Annotated in this window: 24 protein-coding genes, 1 tRNA gene and 2 pseudogenes; 19 read left to right on the top strand and 8 right to left on the bottom strand. The window is 56.8% G+C overall.

What is annotated here, in order from left to right:
• Window positions 1-9: 9 nt before the first annotated feature.
• The 10 genes from E4P01_RS21800 (at window position 10) to E4P01_RS21845 (ending at window position 7,615) form a co-directional block, all read left to right on the top strand.
• Entirely contained in the window at window positions 10-294 is a 285-nt protein-coding gene (locus tag E4P01_RS21800; RefSeq protein ID WP_216091478.1) for a phage antirepressor KilAC domain-containing protein, read from the top strand.
• The gene (locus tag E4P01_RS21805) at window positions 281-457 is read left to right on the top strand and encodes a hypothetical protein (RefSeq protein WP_216091479.1); all 177 of its coding nucleotides are present in this window, start codon (window positions 281-283) and stop codon (window positions 455-457) included. The genes E4P01_RS21800 and E4P01_RS21805 overlap by 14 nt, the downstream gene beginning before the upstream one ends.
• Window positions 450-767: a pyocin activator PrtN family protein gene (locus E4P01_RS21810; protein ID WP_216091480.1), complete on the top strand. Its 318-nt coding sequence runs from the start codon at window positions 450-452 to the stop codon at window positions 765-767. Before E4P01_RS21805 ends, E4P01_RS21810 begins: the two co-directional genes overlap by 8 nt.
• Window positions 768-824: 57 nt before the next feature.
• Window positions 825-1,241 carry a hypothetical protein gene (locus E4P01_RS21815; RefSeq protein ID WP_216091481.1) on the top strand — a complete coding sequence of 139 codons (417 nt, stop codon included), beginning with the start codon at window positions 825-827 and terminating at the stop codon, window positions 1,239-1,241.
• On the top strand, window positions 1,238-1,780 hold the full coding sequence (locus E4P01_RS21820) for a phosphohydrolase (protein ID WP_216091482.1): 543 nt from the start codon (window positions 1,238-1,240) through the stop codon (window positions 1,778-1,780). Before E4P01_RS21815 ends, E4P01_RS21820 begins: the two co-directional genes overlap by 4 nt.
• Window positions 1,777-2,694, top strand: coding sequence for a hypothetical protein (locus E4P01_RS21825; protein ID WP_216091483.1), 918 nt, complete (start codon window positions 1,777-1,779; stop codon window positions 2,692-2,694). Before E4P01_RS21820 ends, E4P01_RS21825 begins: the two co-directional genes overlap by 4 nt.
• A complete protein-coding gene (locus tag E4P01_RS21830) occupies window positions 2,691-4,436 on the top strand; it encodes a DNA cytosine methyltransferase (protein WP_216091484.1) in 1,746 nt (581 codons plus the stop codon). The genes E4P01_RS21825 and E4P01_RS21830 overlap by 4 nt, the downstream gene beginning before the upstream one ends.
• Window positions 4,437-4,518: 82 nt before the next feature.
• Window positions 4,519-4,755, top strand: a complete 237-nt coding sequence (locus tag E4P01_RS21835; protein ID WP_216092167.1) for a DUF4224 domain-containing protein — start codon at window positions 4,519-4,521, stop codon at window positions 4,753-4,755.
• Between the two features lie 3 nt (window positions 4,756-4,758).
• Complete coding sequence (locus E4P01_RS21840) at window positions 4,759-5,823, top strand: tyrosine-type recombinase/integrase (protein WP_216091485.1); 1,065 nt, start codon at window positions 4,759-4,761, stop codon at window positions 5,821-5,823.
• Window positions 5,824-5,956: 133 nt separating this feature from the next.
• Complete coding sequence (locus E4P01_RS21845) at window positions 5,957-7,615, top strand: ATP-binding protein (protein WP_216091486.1); 1,659 nt, start codon at window positions 5,957-5,959, stop codon at window positions 7,613-7,615.
• 165 nt (window positions 7,616-7,780) lie between these two features.
• Here E4P01_RS21845 and E4P01_RS21850 read toward each other — a convergent pair.
• A tRNA-Cys gene (locus tag E4P01_RS21850) sits at window positions 7,781-7,854 on the bottom strand.
• A gap of 214 nt (window positions 7,855-8,068) precedes the next feature.
• The gene (locus E4P01_RS21855) at window positions 8,069-10,348 is read right to left on the bottom strand and encodes an acylase (RefSeq protein ID WP_216091487.1); all 2,280 of its coding nucleotides are present in this window, start codon (window positions 10,346-10,348) and stop codon (window positions 8,069-8,071) included.
• A 237-nt stretch (window positions 10,349-10,585) separates the two neighbouring features.
• Here E4P01_RS21855 and E4P01_RS21860 point away from each other — a divergent pair, with 237 nt between their 5' ends.
• Window positions 10,586-10,966, top strand: coding sequence for a fe2+ zn2+ uptake regulation protein (locus E4P01_RS21860; RefSeq protein WP_122732877.1), 381 nt, complete (start codon window positions 10,586-10,588; stop codon window positions 10,964-10,966).
• A 15-nt stretch (window positions 10,967-10,981) separates the two neighbouring features.
• Here the strand turns inward: E4P01_RS21860 and E4P01_RS21865 are convergent, their stop codons facing one another.
• Window positions 10,982-11,176, bottom strand: a complete 195-nt coding sequence (locus tag E4P01_RS21865; protein WP_005788056.1) for a hypothetical protein — start codon at window positions 11,174-11,176, stop codon at window positions 10,982-10,984.
• Between the two features lie 316 nt (window positions 11,177-11,492).
• Between E4P01_RS21865 and E4P01_RS21870 the strand changes: the two genes are divergently transcribed.
• Entirely contained in the window at window positions 11,493-14,957 is a 3,465-nt protein-coding gene (locus E4P01_RS21870) for a membrane-targeted effector domain-containing toxin (RefSeq protein WP_216091488.1), read from the top strand.
• 47 nt (window positions 14,958-15,004) lie between these two features.
• Here the strand turns inward: E4P01_RS21870 and E4P01_RS21875 are convergent, their stop codons facing one another.
• From E4P01_RS21875 to E4P01_RS21895, 5 genes are read right to left on the bottom strand one after another with little or no spacing between them, the layout of a single operon-like run.
• Window positions 15,005-15,709, bottom strand: coding sequence for an ABC transporter permease (locus E4P01_RS21875; RefSeq protein ID WP_177464484.1), 705 nt, complete (start codon window positions 15,707-15,709; stop codon window positions 15,005-15,007).
• Between the two features lie 53 nt (window positions 15,710-15,762).
• Window positions 15,763-16,962 carry an ABC transporter substrate-binding protein gene (locus E4P01_RS21880; protein WP_216091489.1) on the bottom strand — a complete coding sequence of 400 codons (1,200 nt, stop codon included), beginning with the start codon at window positions 16,960-16,962 and terminating at the stop codon, window positions 15,763-15,765.
• Window positions 16,949-17,752 carry an ABC transporter ATP-binding protein gene (locus E4P01_RS21885; RefSeq protein WP_005788050.1) on the bottom strand — a complete coding sequence of 268 codons (804 nt, stop codon included), beginning with the start codon at window positions 17,750-17,752 and terminating at the stop codon, window positions 16,949-16,951. Before E4P01_RS21885 ends, E4P01_RS21880 begins: the two co-directional genes overlap by 14 nt.
• On the bottom strand, window positions 17,749-18,810 hold the full coding sequence (locus E4P01_RS21890; RefSeq protein WP_216091490.1) for an acyl-CoA dehydrogenase family protein: 1,062 nt from the start codon (window positions 18,808-18,810) through the stop codon (window positions 17,749-17,751). Before E4P01_RS21890 ends, E4P01_RS21885 begins: the two co-directional genes overlap by 4 nt.
• A 39-nt stretch (window positions 18,811-18,849) precedes the next feature.
• On the bottom strand, window positions 18,850-19,410 hold the full coding sequence (locus E4P01_RS21895; protein WP_032875627.1) for a carboxymuconolactone decarboxylase family protein: 561 nt from the start codon (window positions 19,408-19,410) through the stop codon (window positions 18,850-18,852).
• Between the two features lie 103 nt (window positions 19,411-19,513).
• On the opposite strand from E4P01_RS21895, the gene E4P01_RS21900 reads away from it, so the two are divergent.
• From E4P01_RS21900 to E4P01_RS21930, 7 genes and pseudogenes are all read left to right on the top strand, one after another.
• Entirely contained in the window at window positions 19,514-20,419 is a 906-nt protein-coding gene (locus E4P01_RS21900; protein ID WP_032875630.1) for an AraC family transcriptional regulator, read from the top strand.
• Between the two features lie 39 nt (window positions 20,420-20,458).
• Window positions 20,459-20,689, top strand: a pseudogene (locus E4P01_RS21905) (aldo/keto reductase); the annotation flags it as partial.
• A gap of 105 nt (window positions 20,690-20,794) precedes the next feature.
• A complete protein-coding gene (locus tag E4P01_RS21910; protein ID WP_032875636.1) occupies window positions 20,795-21,253 on the top strand; it encodes an SRPBCC family protein in 459 nt (152 codons plus the stop codon).
• A gap of 82 nt (window positions 21,254-21,335) precedes the next feature.
• The gene (locus E4P01_RS21915; RefSeq protein ID WP_216091491.1) at window positions 21,336-21,782 is read left to right on the top strand and encodes a DUF411 domain-containing protein; all 447 of its coding nucleotides are present in this window, start codon (window positions 21,336-21,338) and stop codon (window positions 21,780-21,782) included.
• A 3-nt stretch (window positions 21,783-21,785) separates the two neighbouring features.
• The gene (locus tag E4P01_RS21920) at window positions 21,786-22,208 is read left to right on the top strand and encodes a YqaA family protein (protein WP_216091312.1); all 423 of its coding nucleotides are present in this window, start codon (window positions 21,786-21,788) and stop codon (window positions 22,206-22,208) included.
• Window positions 22,209-22,317: 109 nt separating this feature from the next.
• Window positions 22,318-26,160: a hypothetical protein gene (locus E4P01_RS21925; RefSeq protein WP_216091311.1), complete on the top strand. Its 3,843-nt coding sequence runs from the start codon at window positions 22,318-22,320 to the stop codon at window positions 26,158-26,160.
• Window positions 26,161-26,425: 265 nt separating this feature from the next.
• Window positions 26,426-26,723, top strand: a pseudogene (locus E4P01_RS21930) (alpha/beta hydrolase); the annotation flags it as partial.

Genomic DNA, 26,723 nt, shown 5'->3' on the forward strand with positions numbered 1-26,723 from the left:
GAGGCCAAAATGGAACGTAGCCTGGATAAAGCCGCCAAGTACTTCGGCCTCACCCGCCCCAAGCTCATCGCGCTCATGCACCACAAGGGCTTGCTCAATGACCGCAACCTGCCGGCCTTCCCCGTCCGTGATCGCGAATACCTGCGGATCAAGGACAGCAACTGGTACCACGAAAAGGCCGGCATGCAGTACAGCCAGTCGACCAGGGTCCGGCAGGCCGGCATGCGCTGGCTGGCCGAGCAACTGGGGCTCGAACTACCAGCGATTCCGGTAGACAACCGTGACGTGGCCTAGGGAGTACGCCCGCCAGATCGTCGCCATGCGCACACGCGAGGAGCGCAACACTGCACTCCTCGAAGTGCCAGAGCATCTGCGGGAGCTGACCAAGCGCCATTGCCTGAATGCCTGGAACCACCCTTCACGACTCAAACGCAAGAAGGCCGATGCTCATGAGTAACGCCAGCCAAACACCGCTACGACTGCTGCCCGCACCGAATAGCTCCACCGTCGACATGCTGCATCACCTTTTCGGCGACGTGCTTATCCCCCTGGAAAAGCTGCGCGTGCATTACTTCAAGAACCTCAATGAAAAGACCTTCACCGAGGCGATCAACAGCGGCCGGATCCAGTTGCCGGTGACGACCCTGGACCTCAGCGTCAAGGCGTTGAGGTACGTCCATATCAGGCACGTGGCCGCGCTGATCGACATTCGTGCCTACAAGGCAGACGAAGACATGCCACGACCACCGACTAATTCAACCGATTAAAACCAGCAACCCAACGGCTGCCACCACCAGCCAACGAAACCACCAGGAGCACACCACATGACTGCAATTGAAATCTGCGCACTGATTGTCAGCGTTATCGCACTCGCGATCCTTTACTGGACTGGTTACCGAGGCGGCCTGAACGATGGCCGCATTGAAGGTATCGAGGAAGGGAAGAACATTCAGCAGGCCGACAACTCGGAAGAAATGCGCAACCTGAACCTGCTGCTCGAACAATCCAGAAAGCACCACAGATCGCTCTACGGAGATTACACCCGCGTCTTGGAAGCGACCAAGCTGGGAGCGGCTGATTGTCTGCAGCTCATCGCCATCGCTGAAAAGCTCCAGCTCGCTGCTGAAACATTCCGCGCCATGAACTCAAAAAACCACGCCGCCCAAGCGCTTGCCCTGCGGGATAAAGCCCTGGCCATGGCTGCCCTTCTGGAGCCGATTGCACAGGAGAAAGCAGCATGAACTGGATCCTCACTGCCTCAGGTAAACGCTTTGATCTGTTTGAGCCTGACGCCGACATGATCGACCCACGGGATATCTCGCATTCGCTGGCCCACCTGTGTCGCTTCAACGGCCACACCCGCGAGTTCTACAGCGTGGCCCAGCACAGTTGCATCGTCGCCGACCTGGTGCCGGAAGAACACAAACTCGCGGCACTACTTCATGACGCCCCCGAGGCGTACCTGGGCGACATGACGCGGCCACTCAAGCAATGGATTAGCACCTTCCAACACTTCGAGGATTGTGTTTGGTGGCGCGTTTGCGAGCGCTTTGACATCGCACCCGAACTCCCCACCTGCATCTACAAGGCCGACCTGATCGCGCTGGCGACGGAACGACGCGACCTCATGCCTACCGATCCGGCTATTTGGGATTGCTTGGTTGGCATCAACCCCATGATTGAAACGATCCGTCCATGGCCCGCCGCAGAAGCTCGACTCACCTACCACCAGCGGCTGATGGACCAACTCGCTATCGAACACCGGAGGAAAGCGGCATGAAGAACAACCACGACAATACCGGAGCCCTGTCCACTTTGCTCCGCACTGCCGATAGTGTCGACAAGCTTGTAACAAACAGTCTCTGCTGCGCAGCAGCAGGCATTGTTGCCCCTTCCAGTGCGACCGTCGAGGTGCTTTTACCCCACGAAAAGCTGCGCGGGGCAGCGCTCGCTGATGTAACGCTGAACACTCAGGAAGGCCCGCTCGCGCAGCCTGTCGAGGGGGATAAACGAGCACTAAGTATCCTCACCTATCTCCGTAACGCCCTTCTCCAAACTGACAATGTAGGGGGGAAGATTGGCGTCGATACTATTCAGCTCTTGTTCAAAATAGGCTCGATGACCAGTACCGCACACGTCGTAAGGCCTGACCTTTCCAAGAAAATCCAAGACTATGAGCCGAGTGTCATAGGTAAATTTCAGCAAAACCTTATCGGAGCGCCCAGCCTCCAAAGTACTAAGGCGCTGAAGGATATCCCTCATCCCAGTTTCGACAAGTGGCACGTCCGAGCCAAAGGAGTTAGGCGAGTTAATGCCCTTGGCAAGAAGATGTTTGATCTCTTGGATAAGACGCCTCAGTTGGAAACAGTCAGCAATTTTTTGTTGTATTTGATCTGTTTCTTTACGTCGCGCTTCCAGTCGTCTCTGCCAAGCAGGAACTGCACCCGCAGCCAAAATAGCGCCTATGGAACCTATGGCTTGGACCCAAGCAGCAGCGTTATCAAAAGTCCAACGCTGAAACATCAGGAATATAGCCGCAAAAATAAACAACGCTCCTGGGGGCGACAGGGCAGCTTTCAGCAATGTATTAGTTTTGAACCGAATTTCCTCGGGAAACATTTGTGGCTCCTAGCCATCATTCAATTTGTGATTGTGAACAAATCTAGCAATATCGTCCACGGAGGTGCCGTATGACCTCCTTGAATCCTCGACCAGATGTATCAACAGCAAGAACCCAGTACGGCCTCAACTTCGCAGGCGAGATCCGCGTGGACCTCTTCGCTGGCGGTGGCGGCGCGACCATGGGCCAGGAGATGGGCACCGGTATGCCGGTCGATATCGCCATCAACCATAATCCCGACGCCATCAGCATGCACAAGCGTAACCACCCAGGCGCCGAGCATTACATCACCGACGTCTATGACATGTGCCCTCGCCTGGCGACTCGCGGTCGCCCAGTTGCGCACCTGCACGCCAGCCCTGAATGCACCCATCACAGCGTCGCTGCAGGCGGCCAGGCACGCAGCACCACCAGCCGATCACAGTCATGGGTCATCCTGAAGTGGGCCGGCCAGGTCAGCCCGCGCATGATCACCATGGAAAACGTGGTGCAGATCCTCCAGTGGGGCCCGCTGATCGCCAAGCGCTGCCGCGTGACTGGCCGAGTGGTCCGCCGGGATTTGACTGTCGCCGCTACGGGCGAGCGAGTGCCGGTGCAAGAACAATACCTGGTGCCCGACCCGAAACGGAAAGGCCAAACCTGGAGTCGTTTTGTCAGCCTGTTGCGATCCATGGGATACGACTTGATGTATGGAAAGCTCAAGGCCTGCGACTTCGGCGCGGCGACCACGCGCGAGCGTCTGTTCAAAATCGCCCGCCGTGACGGACAGCCGTTGCGTTGGCCAGAACCTACTCACTTCAAGAACCCGGGCAAGGGCCAGTCACCCTATCGCACCGCCGCCAGCTGCATCGATTGGTCGCTGCCCTGCCCGAGCATCTTCCTTAACAAAGAAGAAGGCCGTGCAGCAGGCGTTAAACGTCCACTGGTGAGCAAAACGATGGAGCGCCTGCGCAAAGGTGCCAAGCGCTATGTCATCGAACATAAAAACCCATTCATTATCAGCGTCAACCGCAGCGGCAACGACCTGGCGTGTTGTCACTCCGTGGAGGAGCCCGCGAAAACCATCACCGGAGCCCACGGTTTCACTCTCGTAACGCCACAGCTCGCGCCCTTCATCACCGAGCATGCCAATGGCAGCAGCCAGCGCAACATGCCGGGCGATGATCCTCTACGCACCATCTGCAGCGGCGTCAAAGGCGGACACTTCGCCTTGGCCGTAGCCTACGTGGCGCAACACAACGGCGGATACAACGAAACGCCAGGACACCACGCAGCCAAACCACTGACTGCGATCACCACGACTGGCAGCCAACAACAGATCGTTACCGCACACCTCTCGACCCTTCGTAAAAACTGCATCGGCCGGGGCATGGACGAATTGGTCCCCACCATCACGGCAGGTGCCGAACACCACGCCCTGGTCGAATACAGGCTCGCTCCAGAGGTAGAGGCCGGCGCCATGCGCGTTGCTGCCTTCCTGATGGGCTACTACGGCAGTGACAACACCTACGACCTGCGCGATCCAGCCGCCACCATCACCACACGAGACCGTTTGGCTCTTGTCACCGTCACGATCCAGGGCACGCCCTACGTAATCGTAGATATCGGCATGCGCATGCTGACGCCTCGCGAGCTATACCGCGCTCAGGGATTTCCCGACAACTACGTCATTGATCGAGGGCACGACGGTCGCAAGTTCAGCAACAAGACTCAGGTGTTGATGGTTGGTAACTCGGTATCGCCCTGGCCGATGATGGCCTTGGTCAGTGCCAACAAGCGCGTGGAGAAAAGCCAAGTAATGGGAGAGGCAGCATGACCACTCATTACGTGATCACCGAGCAGGTGACTTTACAGCGATGCTACAGCCGTCCCGCCAACCCAGCGCAGGAGGAGCGATGATGGAATTCCAAAGCGAAACACTGGCTGACGAAGAATTGGCCACCATCACCGGCTACCAAATCCCGTCCAAACAAATTCAGTGGCTGACCGACAACCGCTGGGAGTTTGTCCTGACCGGTGCTCGCCGCCCCGTCGTAGGCAGGGTATATGCCCGCCTGAAGCTCGCCGGGGTCAAACCCTCGGCAGTCAACGCCGTGACGGAAACCTGGTCGCTCGACCTCGCGAATGTGAGCTGACTGATGCGCCAGAAAAGCACAGCAAACCGGGATCTGCCACCGCGCATGATCCGACGCTGCCACAAGCGCAAGAGTGGAAAGATCTGGATCTCTTACTACTACAACGGCAGAGACGCAGAAGGTAAGCGCAAAGAAATTCCCCTAGGACCCGACCTCGACCAAGCCAGAGTTGAGTGGGCGAGGCTAGAGCGGCGGGCCCCACCGAAACCCCGTCACCTTCTGGGCTCGCTGTTTGACAGGTACGTAAAAGAAATCATCCCGACCAAGGCTCCGCGCACTCAGTCCGACAACATGAAGGAACTCAAGCAACTTCGAAAAGCATTTGAGCAAGCCCCAATCGACTCGATCACTCCCCAGGTAATCGCACAGTACCGAGATGCCCGAACCGCAAAGGTCCGGGCAAACCGGGAAATCGCGCTGCTGTCGCACATGTTCACGATTGCACGCGAGTGGGGCCTGACCAGCAACGCCAACCCTTGCTTCGGCGTGCGGCGCAATAAGGAGACCCCCCGGGACTATTACGCTGGCGATATCGTTTGGAATGCGGTTTACGCGGCAGCTGTGCCGGAACTCAAGGACGCAATGGACCTGGCCTATTTGACTGGCCAACGCCCCGCCGACGTACTAAAGGTGGCTACCACCGATTTGAGCGCTGGGTTCTTAATGGTCAAACAGGGCAAGACCGCCAAGAAGCTACGTCTGAGACTGGAAGACGAGGGTGTACAGTCTGAGTTAAGCGCCTTTATCAACGACCTTCAGGAACGTCGAGCACTCAATAGTATAAAAACATCGACATTAATCACCAATACATCCGGCCTCCGTATGAGCCAGCAAATGCTGCGCAACCGCTGGGACGAAGCGCGCGAGAAAGCTGCCCTAGAAGCCAGCGCCGACGGTGACTATGCACTAGCAGTGTTGATCCGCCAGTTCCAATTTAAGGATATCCGTCCGAAGGCAGCCAGCGAGATCGAGTTGACACATGCGAGCAGGCTTCTCGGACACTCTACTGAAGAAATCACTAAGAAAGTGTATCGTCGAGTTGGTGAAATAGTAAAACCAACTAGATAGAAAAACAGAGATCAGATCATAGAAACCCCTAACGAAAACCAGACATCTATAAGTAAGTAAAAAATAAAATCACCCTAACAGTGGCACAACGTATGAGTTTGAGGTAAAAATATCTCACCACTAGGAGGGCTGTATGACAATAGAGTACGGATTTCACTTGAAAAACTATAAAAGCTTTGGCGCCACCGGCGCCAAAATTGAGAAACTCAAGAAAATCAACGTAATCATTGGCAGGAACAATATAGGCAAGTCGGCCTTACTGCACGCACTTGATTATTTGTGCACAGACAGAATAAATAAGAATGGCATTGATAGCAGCGTCGAAATAACACACCCTCTTACGGAGCTCCAGCTACAGCAAGTTTTTCATCGAAATACCAGTTCTGGTGATTTAGGTGGAAGCCACTGGGAGGACCACGGAGTTAAATTTGTCGGAGCTAAAATTACTTGGACTATCGAAACCAAGGACACGATTAAAATCATAAACATAGATAGACCGTACTCCGAAGTAGAATTCAAGCATCTATCTAGAATGAAGCTAACATCACCTCTCCGCCCATACAAACACATCAAACTAGATGCAGATAGAGATATCAGCCCCGAAACAATAGATGACAGCATGTCGCTTTCAAGCAGTGGCATAGGCGCTACTCGCATTATCCAAAAGTGCTTATTACACGTTGAATTTGACAGATCGTTGATTCAAGAAAGACTACTAGGTGCTTTAAACCAAATTTTTGCACCCGACTTAATTTTCAATGAAATAGCTACCCGATACCACTCTGATACTGAACAATGGGAAATATTTTTAGGTGAGAGTGACAAAGGACCTATTGCATTGTCCGCATCCGGAAGCGGTCTGAAAACTGTAATACTTACACTTTTGAATCTATTAGTTCGCCCTAGTTTTGAATCAACCCCTTTAAACAAATATATTTTTTCCTTGGAGGAACTAGAAAACAACCTACACCCTGCACTCCAAAGAAACCTATTCATATTTCTCGAAAATTTTGCCATAAATAATGATTGCCATATTTTCCTCACGACTCACTCAAATGTCGCCATTGATATTTTTGGCAGTTCAGAACACTCACAAATATTACATGTCACACGAGGCTCCGATGGAGTAATTGGAACCACATATGCTGGGGACGCCACTGGTCACGGTGTACTGGACGATCTAGGAATAAGAGCAAGTGATCTATTACAAGCAAATGGATTAATTTGGGTCGAGGGCCCATCTGATCGCGTATTCATTAAGAAATGGATTGACATATGGAGTAACGGAGAACTTAGCGAAGGACGACACTACCAATTCGTTTTTTACGGAGGTACTGTGCTTGCTAACATTGACGCTAGCATGCCCGACACTGAAACAAGAGAGGCCATTAAGGCGTTTAAAATTAATCGCAACTTCGCCTTCGTCTGCGACAGTGATCGAAAGCACTCTAAAGGATCTCTAAAACCGCGAGTTTCCCAATTGATTAACGAAGTGGCAGAAACACGTGCACTCGTTTGGGTAACTCGATGTAAGGAAATCGAAAATTACATCCCCAAGGAAGCATTTGAAGCTGTACACAGCACAAAGCCTTTACCGCAAATTGGAGAATATGAAGCGATACAAGACTACCTAAATCAAAACGGCATCTCAAAAGCTAAAGCCTATACAGACAAACATAATAAGGCGTTCGCCTATGCCGAGCACCTTACCAAACAGAATCTGAAGTTTCGGCCTGAGCTAGAAGAGCGGATTATGGAACTGGTGAAAAAAATACGCGCTTGGAATATCTAAAGACTCATGCACTTTAGGTAACGACGAAGAGCCGTGGCTAAAAACCCTTAAGGTCACCATCCTTAGGGGGGGTTGCGGAACACATGCCAAAAGTTGCGGAACGGATTCCTAGATCACAGACAATAAAAAACCCCGTAGACCATTGATCTACGGGGCTTTCAAGAGTGGAGGCCGAGGTCGGAATCGAACCGGCGTAGGCGGATTTGCAATCCGCTGCATAACCATTTTGCTACTCGGCCTCAAACGATCAATGTCCTTGTCGCTGACATTCACCGCATACAAACTTGAGTGGGCTATGTGAAGCTTGCCTATACTCTAACTCATTGAATACATTGAAGTTTTTAATGCTTCATTGCGTTCGATGGGCGCCATTATGTACTCATTTGCCTATGCCTGCAACCCCTTGATTTCAAAAAATATTCTGCTCTGGCATCAAGGGGTTGCGGGCCTGCCCTACTCCTTCACGGTGTGGAGTTGGTACTGCGGATCGGCCTTGATCTGAGCGTCGGTGAACGGCAACGGGCGCAGTTTTTTCTCGGAGAAGGCCTGGGTCTGGTCCTTTGAGTAAGGGGACGCCGGGTTGCTGGATTCGGAGAACGCCAGCACGCCGACTGCGTTGGGGCCGTTGTTATCAAAGGTGACGATTTGCAGGTAACTGGTGCCGCTGACGACCTCGCGTTTGCCATCTTCGCGGGGCACGGTTTGCATGGCGTTGTAGACACCCAGTTCTTGCGGGCCGCCGTGGATGGGGGTTTGGCCGCTGACCTGGATCTCACCCCAACGGCTCAGGCCGAGTTGGTTGACGTCTGCGCTGGACGCCAGCATGGCTTCACGCAGCGCGGCGGCCACCGGCGCGCGATCGATGGCGAGGCCGCGGGGCGTGGTCAGGGGGTGGGCCGGGTCGAAGGCGACACGCCAGGCATCGGGAGTTTGCTGCAGGTGCTGCATCAGGTTGATGAAGTGCACCAGGCCGATGCCGCTGTCGAGGTTGGCGCGCCGATCCCAGGTTTTCAAGCTGGTGCACAGTGGCTGGAGCGCGGCGGCGTCGGTGCCAAGTTGCTTGGCGCAAAAATCGAGCAGGTCCGGCATGACTTGGCCCGCCAGGTACACCTCGTTGTCCATGACCATGTTTTGCAGGTCGCTGACGCTGATCGGCTGTTTGTCCAGGGATTGCAGGCGTTGCAGGGCGAAACGTGCGCGTGGACTCAGGCCAATATTGTCCTGGCTGATCACCGGCGAGAACCCGCTCAGCGGCGCCTCGGGGTTAGCCATCCAGGCAGAGTCGTTGGAGTGCTGTACATAGTCGGTGCGTTGCAACTGCGGCAACTGCGCCGCCGGGAAGATCCCTGCTTGCGCAGCCTTGGGGTCGATGTCCCAGGCGCACGCACTGCGGCTGCCATCGAGCATGATCATTTGCAGGCCGGCCCGTGGGTCGCTGCATTGCGCCAGTTTGGCGGCGCTGACGTTGGGTACTACCGACAGGTTCATGTACAGGCTCTGCCCCTGATCATCGGCAGCCAGGGTGTTGACCCATGGGATGCCCTGAAGGGAGTGCACCGCAGTTTGCAGCTCAGTGATGCTGCCCGCACGGTTCATGGCATGCCACTGTTGCAGTACGCGGTCGTTGCCCAGGTTCGCGTCGCGCAGGCTGAAGGCGTATTTGTTGTCCCAGTCCAGCTTGCCGGGCCATTGCACCACGGGGCCGAACTGCGAACTGTAGACGGTGTGGGCAACGTCCTTGAGGCTGCCATCGGCCTGTTTGACCTGCACGGTCAGCGTGGTTTTATCCAGGGCAACGGACTTGCCGTCAAGCATATAGCGCGTGGAATCCTTGGGGTCCAGGGTCAGTCGGTACAGGGTGAAATGCTTGGAGGTGTCCACTGTATGCGTCCACGCCACGTGCTGGTTGAAGCCGATATTCACCACGGGTAACCCTGGCAGTGCGGCACCCATTACATCCAGTTGGCCAGGGATGGTCAGGTGCATTTCGTAGAAACGCATGCCACCCACCCATGGGAAATGCGGGTTGGCCAGCAACATCCCACGGCCATTGAAAGAACGATCACGCCCCACCGCGACGGCATTACTGCCCCGGTCGAGGCTGAAGCGTTGCTGATGCGCGGCGGCCTGTGCAAATGCCTGCGCGCCGGGTTGCACACCGGCGATGGCTTGGGGCGGCGTGGCGCCCACCAAGGCTTCGGCGAACTGGCCAACGCCACCTTCTACCAGCAACCGGCGCGTCAGTTTGACCAGATCCTCTTTAACCAGCGGTCGTACCCACGCCGCCTGGCATTGTGCGGGCGCGCCCTGCTCCTTCAAATAGCGGTTATAGCCGGCCACGTAGCCTTCGATACGCTGGCGGATCTGCGGGGTCTGCGCACGCCAGAATGCCTGCACCGCGCCGGGTGTATTGAGCCAGGTAAAGAACACATCGCTGGCAAGGTTGTTGCGTTCCTCCAGGGTTGCCTGCTCGGGGCCGAAATAGCGCGTGCGCTCGCCGTTCACCGTGACCACTTCATTGGCCAGCAGGCACAGGTTGTCCTGGGCATACGCGTAACCGATGCCAAAGCCCAGGCCGCGCTCGTCATTGGCGCGGATATGTGGCACGCCGTAAGTGGTACGGCGAATATCGGCCGACGCCTGAGCCACATGCTCGCGCGCCGAGGCCGCAAAACTCAGCCCCAGTAACACCCCTGCCACGCAGACTCTGGACAACCCGTTGGAAATAATCACGCAGACCCCGCAGTCAAATTGAACACCCTCGGTAGATACAACTACCCCACCGTAAGGACGCATTTAACCGGGAATAATTTAGCCACGAACGGGGCTTATCCAGGCCGGCGACAGTGTGACAAACCTGATACCGACAAATTTTCTACATTCGGCACTTCATGATTTTGCTCTCTCGTTCGTCTTATTGAATAAGAGCACCATCATTTTCCTGATCAGGCTCTGATAAGGAGTTTTTGCATGTACAACCCGCAAGTGCCCACGGATGGACATTCACCGACAGCCGAGGCCAACTATGGCAACGGTTCACAAGGCTTTGGCAAGGCGCCCGAACAGCAAGGCAACCAGCGCATTCGCCATTTGCTCAAGTGTTTCGGTCTGCGCACCAGCCTGATTCGGCTGAAGGTCATCGACGCCCTCCTCACCGCAGCCGACAATCAGCGCACCCTGGGGGTGCGGGGCGTGCACAGCCACTTGCTGGAGCTGGGCATCCCGTTGTCGTTTCTCAGTGTGCGTGAGGTGCTCAAGCGTCTGTGCAGCGAGGGCGTGATCACCCTCAATGCCGATAAAAGCTACAGCCTCCATGAAGAGGCTGCCAAAGTGCTCGAAGGTCGCGCCTGAGTCACGCCGCGCTGATCAGAAGTGCGGCTTGACCTTGCGACGCATGATGCCGTTGATCACCACTACCACCACGGCAATCGCAATGGCCAGGTACTGGAAGGTCTTTTCGCTGATCACGCCAATGTTCTGCAGGTAGGACAGGCCGAACATCGAGGCCAGCACGGCCAGGGCGATCAGAATCGAGTATTTCAAGCGTTGCTTTTGGGTCATGACGAAGTTCCTGAACCTTAAAGAATGTATCCGCTGTGTTTCGCCGCACATACCCGAAAATCGGGACGAACCGGGTCGGCTGCGTCTCATGTTACAGGCGATCAAAAATTTTGGCTTGTTCGGCGCTCACACGGGCCGTCGGTTTTAATCATTGAGAGGGCAATCTTCTCGCGTCTTGCTGACTTGATTTCTCACACACCACAGGTAGCCATGCGGGAACCGTAATGCCCAGAGCGCACACGAATCAGTGCGCTCAGGCTACAGGTATGTAGCCTTTTGGAGCGTTGACGTTTCCATGCCTGAAAGGTGAGTGACTGTGAACATTCAACATGCTGCCCCACTTCGTAATTTGCGACTTTCGCCGCTATCTACCGACCTTCCTCAAACACCGCCAGATGTTGACGCTCAGGTGGGCGATACCACCGCCACCGCTGAGCCAGCGCTGCCGGATGGACGCCAGACACTGAGAAAAAAATTAAGCGACCGCCAGGAGCTGCATAACCTTGCCAAGGCCCTCGATACGGCGCTGGAGAAACTGCCCGAAGACGCAACGCCAGAGGCCGTGGCCGCGTATTTCCTGTCCACCCATCTCACGCTTGCGTCCGCCGATGCGTCCCCACGCACCGCCAGCCTCGAATCGCTCATCAAAGCAGCAAGCCCTTACTATCCCAAGACCCGAGTAGAGCTGCAGGAGCTTGCCCAGAACCTCTGCGAGCACGTCCAGAAGCACCCATTGGGCAACTTGAGTGGTGCTCTGGCCTGGACGCTGCCATTGAGCATTGAACATCAGCGCACGGCCTACAATGTCATCGCGTCGAATAGCGCGAATCTGCCAGGCTTGCCACTGCCCAAGCCTGGCGTCGGCGCCCTGGACTACCTTGCCAACGCCGTCACCCTGTCTCCACAACTGATGCAAGACCCTGCTGCCGCGCTGGAGAAACTGCTCGACTCACCGCAAGCCGCAGCGCTAGGCGCCGCGGTTCAAGCCAGTGTGGGCGGGATTGCCACAAGCAGCAGCGCCAATGACTATGTGCTGGCGACCATCCATTTGAGCCTCGACCCTGAAGCGCTGGATCAAAAATCCAATCGAAACATAGTGGCCGGCTTTGATTTGGGCGTCGAAATCCACAGGGACTCATCGCCCGCCTCCGTGGTTGAGGCCCTTGCCAATCACCTGAGCAGCACTGGCCGTACTTCCCCTGCTACCGCCGCGCTGGCAGCCCGGTTGCTGCTGATGCGGGTCGCCCCCCAGTTTTTGATCAAAGACATTCCAGCGTCAGTACGTTGCCACAGCCAGGCGTGGGCAAACTTATGTATCGCGGTGGCCGGTATCGAAGCCCACACGCCCGGGAGGACGATGAACATGAACTTCGCCGAAGTGATGTGCGCAGACCCGTCGCAATACCCAGCCAGTGAAGCGGCAAAGAAAAATGCACTGATTGACTGGTGTGTGGCCAACGACGTGATTTACCGCTTCGACGACGCACACTACACCGCGGAGGATTTCGAGTACGCCCGCACAGCTTTCAATGCTCAACATGAAGCGTTGAAAGAGGCGTCCGCTTTGCTCGACAAGCCCTTGCCGAATCGAGAAAGAATGGCACAAGAACGAATCCAGCAGCACTTGGGTGATGACTTTCCTCTGGATGACAAACTCTTTTGTCTGAATTATCACAAGATGGGGCTCAAGGGCCAACGCTTCGGCCCTCTCTACTCGCTGCGCGAGCTCACCATGCAAGGGCTGAAAATCAACACCAACGACTGGGTGATCCGCAATAACACCAAGGGCGTCAACCTGGGTGCCGTCGCTCTTTTCACCCACAGCCCACACTTCAACGTCCCCCAGGAATTTGATAAACAATTCGCCGAAGTAACGACCCATTGTAAAAAAATCCACCATTACACGTGGATGAATGCCATTACTCAGTTGCCTGTCGCAGATCGAGACATTTTAAACAACGCAAAGCTTAGTTTTTATCAAGAGAACACCTACCGCAGCTCGCCTATTCCGTTTTGGCCAAACAAACTGTTCCACACCAGCCCAAGAATTTTGATGCAAGCAGAGCTCAAGGGCGAGAAACACGTTTACGAATTCGACCCGGTCACCGCGACTATCCAAAAAGCTTCTTCGGGACGCATCGCAGCGGATGAATACATAGCCAATGAAGTCACCAAGATCGAAGCGCTCCCACTCAGCAAGAACCTGAGTAATCTGGGTATCGAAAAGACCCGAGAAGCACCCCCTGTCAATACATTCAAAAACCCACGCATCCACGACATCGCCCAGATGATAGTCAACGCGCAGGGCATCGACAGTGACGCCGTCAGGCGGCAAGCAGAAGGTAGGACGTCTACGGAGAGGAACCGTGACACCCTCAATACCATCGGCGAATTTATCCTCGATCTGATTCCGCTGAGAACGGCCATCGTCAATTGGCGTAACGGCAACTATAAAGATGCGGCTGTCGATCTGGCATTTGACGTCTTCGGTTTTCTCACTGCCGGCGTGGGCACCGTGTCAAAACTGCTCAAGGGCGCGCATAAAACCGGCAACGCCATCAGCAAACTGGCGCGCGCCACCCGAATAATCGGCGCCGACGTCTTGAGCGCTTTCAATCCGCTGGGTGGTTTAGGCGATGCGGCGGTGGGCGCCGGCAAGCTGGCTCTGGCAGGTGCTGGCGCAGCCGGTGACGGCATACAGCGTCTGCGAGGCATGGCCAGGGGCAGCGACCTGATCGAGGCAGGCGCGGCCTTCGATGATGTCGCTATCGGCCTGTTCAAGCGTGGTGACAAAAACCTGGAAGCCTCTGCCGTTCTACATGAGGGCAAATGGTACGCCGTGGATGCAGGCACCCGGGAGCCTTACGGCCCGCCTCTCGAGGCGTTCGTTCCGACGCATACTTACATGCCTGTGGCATACGCCCCGAGTCATTCGCAAGCGCATCGATTCGACCCGATAGGTCGACCTACACGTCCCAGGATCAGCAGCAAAGTCACAAGAAAGGAGCTGCCCAAAGGCAGCTATGTAGAAAGCATGAAAGGGAAACTGGAGCCAGGGCACTTCCTGCGCGGTGACGGCAAAGATGAAACCCTGAAAAAATTCATCGAGGAAATGTACGAGACCTATGACGCCCTCAAAGAGGGCGCCCTGCCACCACGCATAGTGGCGCCGCAAATCTCCAAGACCGCGCCCGCAGCCGAAGTGATCACAGAGGCACTGAAAGTTTCCAATGGCATCGTGTTCGGAGAGTCCCATAAAGAGATGGCCAGCTTTAAGTTGCTCTTCGACAACGTTGAGAAATTCAAACAGGAGGGGGTGAAGAAGATCTATTTCGAAGGCGTCATCGACTTACCGCCCAAGGGTATTGTGGATGATGGCATCGGCAACCTTGCCAATCCTAACCTCCCTCGTACCCAACCGACCTTTGACGAGCTCAAAGCCAAGTTCGAGTTGCACGGCATCGAAGTACTGCCGCTGGATCACTACTATTTGACCCGGCATAAAGACGCAAAACTAGGCCGTACGGAGACAGGGTTCGGCTCCAGGCAACGCCTCGAAGAGTTCAATTACTACGCGTCCGAAGTGATCCAGGCCAACTCTGGAACGGAAAAATGGCTTGCCTTGGTCGGCCATTCACACATGAACACCACAGAGGGTGTTCCAGGCCTGGCCGAGATGACAGGCAGTATCAGTATTGGGGTCTTCGACAAACCCTCGCCCAACCTGCAAAACCCGCTCTCAGCCGATAACTTGCCAGGGGACCTGGTTATTCAGGTTTAACCCTGCCCTGCGCTTCGAGCGACAGTGTGTCGCTCGAATGTGCGTGTTTATCCCCGCTGCACCCAGCGCTGGTGCAGCCCACGTGCCAGCGCATCCAGCGCGAACCCCAACAGCCCGATCACCACCACCATCGCCATCAACTCCGAATACGCCAGGCGATCACGGGTATCGAGGATGTAATAGCCCAGCCCTGCACTGACCCCGAGCATCTCGCACGGCACCAGCACGATCCATAGGATACCGATGGCCAGGCGTACGCCGGTCAGCACATGCCCGACCACACCAGGAATGATGACTCGACGCAACGTCTCCCAGCGCGTGGCACTCAGGCTCTTGCTCAACTGCAACCACCGCGGGTCGAGTTGACGCACGCCGGCTGCGGTGTTGAGCACGATCGGCCATACCGCGGCAAACGCCAGCAGGAAATAGATCGGCTGGTCGCCTACCCCCATGAGCATCACCACGATCGGCATCCAGGACAACGGCGAAATCATCCGCAGAAACTGGAAGGCCGGCGTAGTCGCCGCCTCCAGATTGCGCGAACTGCCCACCAGCAGACCCAGTGGCACCCCGATCAACAGCGCAAGAAACAGCCCGACAAAGATACGCTTGAGGCTCACGGCGATGTGCAGGTACAGCTCGCTGCGCCCAAGCAACTCCCACAGGCTGCTTGCGGTGGCCGCCAGCGAAAAACGCGCCGACAGGCCATCGGCCTCGCCGAACACTTTCACACCCAGCCACCACAGCAACATCAAACCTGCCAAGCCGCTCAACCCCAGCGACCAGCCCAGGATTCTACCGTTGTTCAAACGCCAATCTCCTCATGCCGCTCATAGCCGTCCGGCAAGCCGAAGGTTTTCATGCCGCCCACCGCTTCGATCGCCTGACGCACAAAGCGATCATCCACCAGGTCCTTGGCGACAAACGCCGGATCGAGGTCAGCGAGGAATTTCTTGTCGCCTTCGATCAGAGTGTCCTTCAAGCGCCGCACCAGTTCCTCGGTATAGCTCGGAAATGGATAAGGCTGGAAATCGATGCGGTGCTCGTCCCAATTGGCATGCTGGATCGCCCCGTCCGCCAAATAGGTGGCGCGGTCGCTGGCAGCCGGGGCCAGGACTTTGCTCAACACCGGCTCGGCGTGTGGCGTGTAACGGTTCGGGCCATCCTTGGACAAGAGTTTCACCGCCTCTTCGCGGTTGTCGCGGGTCCACACCTGGGCCTTGACGATGGCGTTCACCACCTTCTGCGACCACTCCGGGCGGTTGGTCAGGTCGTGCTCGTGCATGAACACTACACAGCACGCGTGGTTGCGCCATACATCACCGGTAAAGCGCTGCACGCGGCCGACCTTGAGGTTCTCGGCCAGCGCGTTGAACGGCTCGGCGACGATATAGCCGTCGATGCGCTTGCTGGCCAGTGCGGGCGGCATGTCCGACGGCGGTAATACGATCAGGTTGACTTCATTGGCGGCAATCGAACTGCCGGTCGCACGCGTCACCGGCGTGAGGCCGTTGTCGCGGAACAGTTGCTGCACCACCACGTTATGGATCGAGTACCAGAACGGAATCGCCACCGACTTGCCGCCCAGTTGCTTCACGTCGGTTATGCCTGGCGATACGGTCAGGCCCGAGCCGCCCACATGGTTCCAGGCCACGACTTTGGCCGGCACCTTGCTGCCGTAGCGCGCCCACACGGTCATCGGTGACAGCAGGTGAATCACGTTGACCTGCCCCGAGATGAACGCCTCGATCACCTGGGCCCAACTGCGCAACAGCACCGGACGTTCGGCCTTGATGCCTTCGGCTTCGAACAGGCCGTTGTTGTGGGCAACCAGCAACGGCGTAGCGTCGGTGATCGGCAGATAACCGATACGCACCGGCGCGTCGGGCTCATTGGCGGCGCGCGCCTGCAGGCTGCTCAACAGCGGCAAGGCGCCGGCGGCACTGAGCACCGCCGAGAGTTTGAGAAAGTCACGGCGCGAGTGGGTCAGGTCATCCAGACACATGGCTAAGCTCCTGTTGTTCAAGGGGGTTGGGTTGAGGGCGGCTCGCCTGCCGTAAGGTTTTCAGAATATCGATACGCAGCGCGCCGATGGCCTCGACCTGTTCGTCCCGAGGTTGCGGCAAGTCGATATGCCATTCACCCAACGTCCGCGCCGGGCGGTTACCCAGTAGCAGGATGCGGTCGGACAGCAGTAGCGCTTCGTCAATGTCATGGGTGATCAATACCGCCGCCGAACCTTGCTCACGGTTGACCTTGAGCAGCAGGTGCTGCATGTCGGCGCGGGTCACTTCGTCCAGCGCGCCGAAGGGCTCATCCAGCAGCAGCACTTGAGGCTGGCGGGCCAGGCAGCGGGCCAGCGCGGTGCGCTGGGCCATGCCGCCGGACAGTTGCGCCGGGAACTGCTGGCGCGCATGTTCCAGGCCTACCGCCGCGATGGCGTGGTCGACACGACGGCGGCGCTCTTCAACACTCAGGTGCGGCTGGCGGGCGAAGTCCAGGCCGAAGGCGACGTTTTTTTCCAGGTTCAACCAGGGCAACAGGCTGGGGTCTTGAAAGGCCACCGCCACCCGTGGGTGCGGACCGCTCAAGGGTTCGCCCAACACATGCACACGACCGGCCTGGGGTAGCTGCAAGCCGGCAAGCACACGCAGCAGGCTGGATTTGCCCACGCCGCTGGGCCCCAGGATCGACACCACTTCGCCCGCCTGCAACTGCAAGTCAAACCCTTGCAGTACCGGGCCGCTGGCATACCCCAGGCAAATCCCCTGGGCCGTCATGACCGCCTGGCTCATAGGTTGGCCTGGCGCTGCAACTCAGTGCGCAGTTGCACCAGGCTGGGCGTCACAATCGGCACAAATGCCGACTCGCGCCAGCGCCGCGCAAAGCCACTACCGTGGGCGGTGAGGTAGGCTTTGCCGCCACTGGCCTGCAGTTCAAGCTGCACGGCGCTGGCGGCGGTTTCTGCCAGGGCAATGCGCAGCTTGAACAAGGGGATCGGCTCGGCAGCAAAACGCCCAGCCAGCAACCCGCTCTTGAGCTCGCTGACCAGATGGTCCAGCGTCGCCCGCAAGGCTTCCAGCTCTTCGCGCAACACCGTGCGGCTGGCCCCCAGATGATTGGCCACCTCGGCCAGGGAGCGGCGGGCCAGGCCAATCGACATGCCGCACTGCAAACCAAGGAACGCCGGGCGCACTGCCGGCAGGAACTTGCGCGCGTCCTCGTGCAGCAACCAGTCACGGCTCAGCTCCACGCCTTCCAGGCCAAGGGCAGCGGTGTTGCTCGATTGCAAGCCAAGCAGCTCCAGATCGCGGGAGCGCTGCAAGCCCGCCACTGAATCCGGGATCGCCAGGATAAACGGCGTACCACCGCCCGCATGTTCGATAGCAGCTGCGGCGACAAAACCATTCTTGCGCAGGTTGGTCACCCAATGCAGACGACCGTTGAGCGTCCAGCCATGCTCGTTGGGCTCGGCGCTGATCTGCAACGACTCGATACCCGATATGAACTTCATCGCATTCGACAGCCCGGTGGCTCCGGCCAACTTGCCGCTGAGCAGGTCCGGCATCAGGTGTTCGCGCAGGCGCTGATTGGGGCTCTGCAACAAGTACTCGATAAACGAGCGCTGGCCCCAGCACACAAATGCCGCCGCCAGGGAATGGCTGGCCACATTGGCGATGGCCTCGACGGCACCCGCCACATCACTGCCCAGCCCGCCCAGTTGGGTGGGCACACCGATTTTCAGAATATTGGCTTCTGCCAGGCGTGGCAGCACTTCCTGTGGATCGCAACTGCCCACGTCCAGGGCCTGCGCTTGAACATCGAGCCAACGGCTCAAGATTGGGTCAAGCATTCATGTCTCTCCTTTTACAGCAGGTGGACCAACGCCGATTCAGCTTGCCGGTTTTTCCCAGCGGTACTGCGCCAGTTCCGGGTTCAGCGGGGTACGGGCAAACACGTTAGCGAAATTGCACAGGGTTGCCAGGCTTACGCCCAGGATGACCTCCAGCGCGTGGCCCTTGGTATAGCCGGCCGCGAGAAACGCCTCAAAGCCGGCATCGCTGACATCACCCCGAGTGGCGATCACTTCGCGGGTAAAGGCGGCGAGTGTCTCATAGCGAGTATCAGGCAGCTCACCCAGCCGGCGCAGGGCCTCGATCACGTTCTCGGGCAGCTTGGCCTTGTTGCGCGCAACGGCGGTGTGGCCGGCGACACAGAAATCGCACCCGTGGGTAGTAGCAGCAATCAACTGCACCACTTCGCGGTCGGCCAGGCTCAGTTCGGCCTTGGCATTCAAGCCGGAGACAGTGATATAGGTTTCCAGCGCCGCCGGTGCATTGGCCAACACCGCCAGCAGATTAGGAATGAAACCCGAGGCCTTCTGCGCATTTTCCAGGAAAGGTTTCGCCGCTTCCGGGGCGGTGTCAGGGGTGAGCAACGGTACACGGGACATGGAGTGGTCTCCTGTTGGGTTCGAGTGCGCCAGTCTGTTGGTTCTAAAAAAATCGCTCAATAGGCTAAAGTAGCGATTACTTGCTCTTGAGTCTTTCCATTAGATGAATTCGTCCAGCACTCTTGTCGATTGGTTATTAGATAGCCTTGAACTCAATACCAATTTGTTTCACGTCGGCCGCTACTGCGGTGACTGGCACGCCAGCACGCACAGCCTGGCCCAGGCAAGCTTCCATTTGATCGTGCAGGGCGATTGCTGGCTGCATATCGACGGTGATCCAACGTCCCGGCACCTGAACAATGGTGACGCCGTGTTTCTACTGCGTGACCTGGCCTATCGGTTGTCCGGGGAAAGTATCGCGGCAAGCGCCCAAGAGTGCCCTCGCCGGCCGATGCTGCCCCTCGATAGCAGTGCCATGGATGGCGTGGGCCTGGTTTGCGGCTTCTTCCATTTCCAATCCGGCTTGTCGGCGATGATTGTCGACAGCCTGCCCGCCTGGATCATCCTGCGTGCCGGTGATCCATCGTTGACCGCTGCGCGCAATCTGTTCGAATTGATCCTGCAGGAGTGCGAGCGCCTACCCGCGCCCTCCTCGGCCTTGCTCGAACGTCTTTGCCACTTGTTGTTTTTATATGTACTGCGCCAGCAAGTCATCGACAACACCGAGCTGGGCGGCCTGGCAGCGCTGGGCCGGCAACCGGCATTTGCCGGCCTGCTGGAGCAGCTGATTGCGCGCCCGGCCGAGCCCTGGAGCCTGGAAAGCATGGCGGCGTGCACGGGGTTATCCCGTTCGGCGTTTTTCAAGCGTTTCAGGGAGTTATGCGGGCAGTCGCCGGGGCAGGTATTGCTGGTGATACGTATGCGCCATGCCTGTGGGCTGCTCAAGGCGGACCAGACCGTGGCCGAGGTCTCGCTGGCAGCCGGGTATCAGTCGGTGGCCGCATTTACCCGGGCCTTTCATAAAGTCACCGGGCAGCAACCTGGCGCCTATCGCAGGGCACAAGCCTAACCTTGTAAACCCGTGCCGGGCCGAGCACGCAAGTGCACCAACCAATCCGTGACGGCCGAGCAACTGGCACTGGCCTGGGTATTGGCCCAAGGTGACTACATCATCCCAATCCCCGGGACCAAGCGGCGTACCTACTTGCAAGAGAATGTCGCGGCGGTATCGATCACCCTCAGCAAGGACGAACTGGCTGGGCTGGATGCAATCTTCCCGGCCGATGCAACCGCCGGTTTGCGCTACCCCAAGGAAGTGATGGCCCTGTTGGATATCTAATTTTCAGCGTGCTGATCAACGGCCTGAATACTCCCGTGCGAAGCGCGGGAGCCAGACTATTCTGACAGCTCCCAGTGTAAAAACCCGCCACACAGGAGGTGTGCCATGCACGCGACTGAGCAGCCGATCCGCTTGGAGCAGATCAGTCAGGAACGCTTCATCCAGGCCCCAATCGAAATTGTCTACGACTATGTTACCCAGCCCGACCGCTGGCACGAATGGCACCCCACCTCCCTCAGCGCCGACACCGGCACCCGCGGCTCATTACCGGTCGGCTCGCGCTTTACTGAAGACATCGACCTGCTGGGCATTCGCGTATCCATGAGCTACCGCGTGCAAATTGCCCGCTGCCCCGATGAGTTCAGGACCGTGTTCACCTCACTGGCGGTGGACGGTTGTATCCATTATTTTTTGCAAGCCCATCAGGGTGGCACTCGGTTCAAGCGCGTATTGACGTATGAAACCGAACTGCAACTCGCTACCTTGCACAAACGCATGATCAAACTCTCCGCCATTGCCCTGGACCAGCTCAAGCAGCGGTTGGAAAGCCCAGGCTTCGTATAATTTAGAAACATTACCAGCGCGTCTCAGTGTAAAAAGCAGGGAGAATGCGCGGTTTATTGCTGCGCTTTCAGTGAGACCCCTGATGAAAAACCCATTGCGACTGGCCTTGCTCTGCACCCTGCTTGCCCCCCCCCTGGCCCAGGCCGCCGAGCTGATTCCCATCGATGTACACCGCGATGCCAATTGCGGTTGCTGCAAAAAATGGATCAGCCATCTGGAAAACAACGGTTTCAAGGTCAACGACCACGTTGAAGCAGACATGAGCGCGGTCAAGCAACGCCTGGGCGTCGCCCCGCGCCTCGGTTCGTGCCATACCGCTGTGATCGACGGCAAGTTCGTCGAAGGCCATGTACCCGCCGAGCAGGTGTTGGCCTTGCGCCAGCGTCATGACCTGCTGGGTCTTGCCGCACCGGGCATGCCTTTGGGCTCGCCGGGTATGGAAGTGGAAGGGCGTAGCGAGGCGTATCAAGTCATCGGTCTGACCCGTGAAGGCAAGGATGTGGTGGTGGCCGACTACCCGGCCCACTGACCGGTGCTGATGGGTTACCTGGGGCTGTTCGTCGCGGCGTTTGGCGCCGCAACGTTATTGCCCCTGCAATCTGAAGCCGTGCTGGTCGGCCTGCTGATCAGCGGGCATTACAACCTGTGGCTGCTGCTGGGTATCGCCACGTTGGGCAACGTGCTGGGGTCGGTGGTCAATTGGCTGCTGGGGCGTTCGGTAGAGCGCTTCAAGGAACGGCGCTGGTTTCCGGTGAGTGCCAAACAGCTGGATAGAGCCCGCGGGCATTACCTGCGTTGGGGGCATTGGACGCTGTTGCTCAGTTGGGTACCTATCATCGGCGACCCGCTGACCTTGGTGGCCGGGGTGATGCGAGAGCCGTTGTGGCGTTTTTTGCTGCTGGTAACCCTGGCCAAGGGCGTGCGTTATAGCGCGCTGACACTCATTATTCAGTAGCTGACCGCTCGTCGCCACTGTCATTTCTCACAGCTAGACGGTGACCACTCTCTCATATTTGCTGACCCTGTTTGGCACGTTTCTCAAATCAGCCTGAAGGGTCACCACCATGTCCGATAAACGCACAGACAGTCCACCCATCCTGCACCCACCACGCATCGCAGACCTGGAGCCGCCGCCCTACAACGACAACACTGTACGTCCCCTTCCCGAACTTCTGGCTGATGTAGGGGTTGGCATACGCAGCCTCGAAAACCGTTTGCTGATTACCTTCGAGAGCTGGACCACGAAGAACGTCGGCGATTCTTACGAATGGTATATGGGAGATCGGCGTTTTCCGGTCGCCTGGGGGGAAATTGTTGCTGGCGAGGAAACGCAAAGACGCTACCAACTCTCGGTACTACGCGAGCATGTACCGCTAGGTATTGTGTACCCCTGCTATGGCCTGGTCAGGCGTCACGGGTCTGGCACTGAAAGTACATCGGAGGAAGAAACCTGGTTCCTGAAAGATACCCGGCCAGGGGGCGTGGATCAGGACCCAGGACTCCCCTACCATTCGGCGCTGGTCCTTCACCTGCCAGAGGACTTGAGTGGCTCAGATGCCGTACTCGACCCCGAGCGCGCACGTGATGGTGTGCTCATTACCATTGATCACTACCCAGATGCATTTGTAGGGGACACCATCGAGTTGTATTGGAACGGTCGTTTGGTAGAGCTGCAGTTGGACGCGGATCAGGCCGAGGGACTGACGCCTATCGAGGTGTTCGTCCCGTGGGAGGTCATCGAATTGGGCGGTAGCGGTCTGTTGACTATCCGGTTCCGGATCTACGACTTGGTGCTGAACTTCTCAGGGGAAGTGCAGCAGTGGTCTCAGGTCGTAAACCTGAACAGTAACCTGGATCCAGACGCACTCATGCGCCCCCACTTTTTGGTGGATGGAACAGACAATAATAACGTCGATTTCGACCAGTACGCAGAGAGTCACTTCGAACTCGAAGTGGTTGCGCCCACACGGCTCCCGAATGGCTCCCCAACGCCAGCAGGCACTCAGATCGTAGCTACCATCGTGGGTACACGCGAAGATAAAACGAAAGTCACCATCCCATTGCCAGCGTTTGCTGCCCGGCCCGGGCGTTCGGCATATACCACCGTCGAGAACAGCATCCTCGAAGACCTGATCAACGGCTCGATGCAAATCTCCTATACGCTGCAATTCCCGCTAGGCACTGAGATTGGCTATTCCCAAAGTCTGTCTGTCACAGTTTTTGGTACTGTTTCCAACATGCCTGCAGTTGAAATCGAGGAAAACGAAGGCGGCTTGATCGATCCGACCGTCCCCTACCTCAAAGTCAACTTCCCGGCCTTCGTGCCATACAGTCCGAACTATCCCGTCACCTTGCGCTTTGAGGCGCACCGACCCGGCGGCGGCCTAGTGTTTTATGAACAAACCCAGCAGGCCGGCGACCCACCACCACCCACACGCTTTCGGATTGTGACGCCGGCAAATTTCGCACAGTTCGTCGGGCTCGGGCCGATCGACGTCTTTTATCGCGTCAATGACGGTGTGAACACGATACAGGAAGCCGATGTGCTGACGGTGCGCGAATCCGAGCACCTGATAGTAGAAATAGGCGAACGTCGCGCCGACCTGCCTGCGCCGCACATTGAGGGCGTAGATGAAAATGGCAACCTCGATCCGGCCGATGTGATCTTCCAGGTCAATGTCACTCTCCCCTATACCTTCCAACGAGGTGACACCGTCGTGTGGCGCTGGGTAGGCTCTGGGGTGGGTGGCAGCACAGGCGACACGATTAACGTCGTGGTAGGAGGAGAGATTTCGTTTCCGGTAGATCGAAATTATGTCGACGTGAATAACAACGGCTCCATTCGCTTGAGCTATTCCCTCATACGCGGCAACACAACACTGCGCTCTGAGACGCTTGACGTGACGGTCGGTAAAGCAATAGGTGAGCTGTTGAGGCCGGAAGTGCTTGAAGCCTCACGAGACCCAGACCAACTAAGGCCGGAGTCCGCAACGACCGGAGCGACGATTGAAGTATCGTTTCTGAACATGTCACCCAGCGACCGGATCCTGGCAGTGTTCAGCGGCGTACCGGGCATTGGCACTTATGAAGAAACCAAGAATGGCAACACCTCAAGAACAGTGCACTTTGACGTACCGAGCGAAGTAGTAGGCGCCAACATTCTTTCCGAAGGCCGCCAGATTCCCGTGCAGTACTTTGTGCTGCGCGGCACGCGGAGAATACCGTCGCCCATACTGGATCTGCTGTTACTGCCCCTGACCACGCTACCGATCCCCACCATCGAAGGGCATGATAACCCGGTATTGGTAATTTCCCAGCTTACTGGCCGGGAGCGCACCCTGATCAATATCTGGCCGTTCATTCACCGGTTTCAGCGGATGTGGATGCGATATGAAGGTATCTACGACGATGGCGCGGATTACATTGAGGATACCTACAGCGAGAACCTGGTAACGCCTGAGGGCGAGAGTCAGGGCATCATGCCACCGACGCCGCCGGATCTGCGCAGACTCAAGGATGGAATGCCGCTGTTCATCGATTTCTGGGCCAGTTTCGATCGTAGCACCAACAAAGCCAATGCAGTGCACTTCCGTCGGCGCACGTACACCATTCAGGCATTATCAGGAGATCTTCCCCACCCGTTTATCAATGGCACCACCGATACAGGGCCGAATGTGACAGTGGACCCGCTGCCCATTCAACACAATACGACGGCAACGGTTCGCTATGACGGTATGAGTAGCCAAGATTTCATCACACTTTACTGGTTTTTTGCCGACGGCACCTCTTATTCAACCAGCCAGAATGGGCTGGATGGAGGCACGGTAGTGTTCAACCTGACCTCGGCCAAGGTCTTGCACCATAGTGTGAACAGTACCGTGTGCTTGAAGTATTCGGTGGTGAGCACGGGCGTGGCTGACCCACGCCCGTCGCAAGTGCAGACGGTGAAAGTCAATACGATTCCGGCCACGGACTTACCGCAGCCACTCATCAACAGTATTATTGATGGAGGCACGCTGAACCTGGGTAGTTTTACCGGCGACGCCAAGGCATCAGTGGATAAGTGGCCTTTGAGCGACAAAGACCAACTAGGGTGGATGATACTCAGCAGCGACGGTATAGAAGATCTACTGGTGATGGAGGGCGAACTGATCAGCGCCACGGAGGCCGCCAATGGTTTGAGAGATAAAGCTGTGCTGCGTAGTTGGTTGGACAGGGTGGCAAATAATAGCCAGGTAACGTTGAGTTTTTACGTGGCCTATAATGGTATCGACGATCAGAGCCGGGCAGTTGAGTTTCCAAAGACGACCTATACCATCGTCGAGTCAAAACCTCTTATCATTGACACCTCAACCATGTACCTGAATGGCTGGCACTTCAACTCCACAGGCGCATTGCAGATTGCTGATTTTCCTGGAGCCGCACTTACTCGTCAGCCAGCAAGTGGAACGCCTCCTTATTACTATTCAATTCGACCACAAAACTCTCCAGTAGCAGTTGTAGATGCCAATGGAAACGTCAGAAGCAAAAGTAACGGCACCACTCGAGTCTACGTGAGGGACAGTGCGAGTCAAGAGGTCAGCTATCCTGTCACAGTATCAAACTGCTGGTATGTAGTTATATTGGCCGGTGACAAATATCCCTTTGGCCACCACAACTTCAGTGAAAGGGTCCAACCACCGTATACGCAAATCCCGGAAGATAAATGGCCTTCTATCTACACGGCGTATGGCCAGGTACCTATCAGATGGAGTGGCGGGATCCAACCCGCTTGGATAACTCCTGTGGTTCAGGGTGGCAGGTCTAAAACCTATAACATGTATACGGGAGTCAGCCAATCCGCGGGCGTTAACGAAAACATCAGGTACGCTTTGGCCGTACTTCCTTCAATTTCATCAGGGAACTAGCCCCAATGTAAAATAAAAATATCAGGAGAATGAGAGGGGGCAGTTCTATTTAACCGTAGACTGTCCCTTTTTTCAGGGTGAATGGCAGCACTCAGCAAAGACTAACAACGCTTCAAAGAGGTCGCGGAAATATATCTAAAGCCAATGGAAAAACCGAAGGTAGTCGCCCTGACATATCGCCTGAAAAGGGCTTTCCAGAACAAATGTTAATTCTCACTTAATCCCATCCAAACAGCATCCGAATACCCTACTCGGAGCTCCGTCCATGCCCCTGGCCCGCATTATCTGCATTGCCGCCCTGCTCACAGCCAACACCGCCCCTGTGCTCGCTGCCACTGAAGGGCCCAGCTACGGCCCTGAACTCCAGGGTTTTCAATACCCCCATCCCGTTGAACATTTCACCTTCCAGTCCCAAGGCAAATCCCTGCAAATGGGCTACATGGACGTGCCTGCCAAAGGCAAAGCCAACGGCCGCAGCGTGGTGCTGATGCACGGCAAGAACTTTTGCGGTGCCACCTGGGAAGGTTCGATCAAGGCACTCAGCAGTGCCGGTTACCGCGTCA

This window comes from Pseudomonas sp. NCIMB 10586 (assembly GCF_023127895.1).
Taxonomy (GTDB): Bacteria; Pseudomonadota; Gammaproteobacteria; order Pseudomonadales; family Pseudomonadaceae; genus Aquipseudomonas; species Aquipseudomonas synxantha_A.

What these genes read in the sequence shown, in the direction of transcription:
- E4P01_RS21800 (WP_216091478.1), top strand. Translation starts at nt 10, where the DNA reads ATGGAACGTAGCCTGGATAAAGCCGCCAAGTACTTCGGCCTCACCCGC.
- E4P01_RS21810 (WP_216091480.1), top strand. Translation starts at nt 450, where the DNA reads ATGAGTAACGCCAGCCAAACACCGCTACGACTGCTGCCCGCACCGAAT.
- E4P01_RS21815 (WP_216091481.1), top strand. Translation starts at nt 825, where the DNA reads ATGACTGCAATTGAAATCTGCGCACTGATTGTCAGCGTTATCGCACTC.
- E4P01_RS21820 (WP_216091482.1), top strand. Translation starts at nt 1,238, where the DNA reads ATGAACTGGATCCTCACTGCCTCAGGTAAACGCTTTGATCTGTTTGAG.
- E4P01_RS21825 (WP_216091483.1), top strand. Translation starts at nt 1,777, where the DNA reads ATGAAGAACAACCACGACAATACCGGAGCCCTGTCCACTTTGCTCCGC.
- E4P01_RS21830 (WP_216091484.1), top strand. Translation starts at nt 2,691, where the DNA reads ATGACCTCCTTGAATCCTCGACCAGATGTATCAACAGCAAGAACCCAG.
- E4P01_RS21835 (WP_216092167.1), top strand. Translation starts at nt 4,519, where the DNA reads ATGGAATTCCAAAGCGAAACACTGGCTGACGAAGAATTGGCCACCATC.
- E4P01_RS21840 (WP_216091485.1), top strand. Translation starts at nt 4,759, where the DNA reads ATGCGCCAGAAAAGCACAGCAAACCGGGATCTGCCACCGCGCATGATC.
- E4P01_RS21845 (WP_216091486.1), top strand. Translation starts at nt 5,957, where the DNA reads ATGACAATAGAGTACGGATTTCACTTGAAAAACTATAAAAGCTTTGGC.
- E4P01_RS21860 (WP_122732877.1), top strand. Translation starts at nt 10,586, where the DNA reads ATGTACAACCCGCAAGTGCCCACGGATGGACATTCACCGACAGCCGAG.
- E4P01_RS21865 (WP_005788056.1), bottom strand. Translation starts at nt 11,176, where the DNA reads ATGACCCAAAAGCAACGCTTGAAATACTCGATTCTGATCGCCCTGGCC.
- E4P01_RS21875 (WP_177464484.1), bottom strand. Translation starts at nt 15,709, where the DNA reads ATGTTGCTGTGGTGGCTGGGTGTGAAAGTGTTCGGCGAGGCCGATGGC.
- E4P01_RS21880 (WP_216091489.1), bottom strand. Translation starts at nt 16,962, where the DNA reads ATGTGTCTGGATGACCTGACCCACTCGCGCCGTGACTTTCTCAAACTC.
- E4P01_RS21885 (WP_005788050.1), bottom strand. Translation starts at nt 17,752, where the DNA reads ATGAGCCAGGCGGTCATGACGGCCCAGGGGATTTGCCTGGGGTATGCC.
- E4P01_RS21890 (WP_216091490.1), bottom strand. Translation starts at nt 18,810, where the DNA reads ATGCTTGACCCAATCTTGAGCCGTTGGCTCGATGTTCAAGCGCAGGCC.
- E4P01_RS21895 (WP_032875627.1), bottom strand. Translation starts at nt 19,410, where the DNA reads ATGTCCCGTGTACCGTTGCTCACCCCTGACACCGCCCCGGAAGCGGCG.
- E4P01_RS21900 (WP_032875630.1), top strand. Translation starts at nt 19,514, where the DNA reads ATGAATTCGTCCAGCACTCTTGTCGATTGGTTATTAGATAGCCTTGAA.
- E4P01_RS21910 (WP_032875636.1), top strand. Translation starts at nt 20,795, where the DNA reads ATGCACGCGACTGAGCAGCCGATCCGCTTGGAGCAGATCAGTCAGGAA.
- E4P01_RS21915 (WP_216091491.1), top strand. Translation starts at nt 21,336, where the DNA reads ATGAAAAACCCATTGCGACTGGCCTTGCTCTGCACCCTGCTTGCCCCC.
- E4P01_RS21925 (WP_216091311.1), top strand. Translation starts at nt 22,318, where the DNA reads ATGTCCGATAAACGCACAGACAGTCCACCCATCCTGCACCCACCACGC.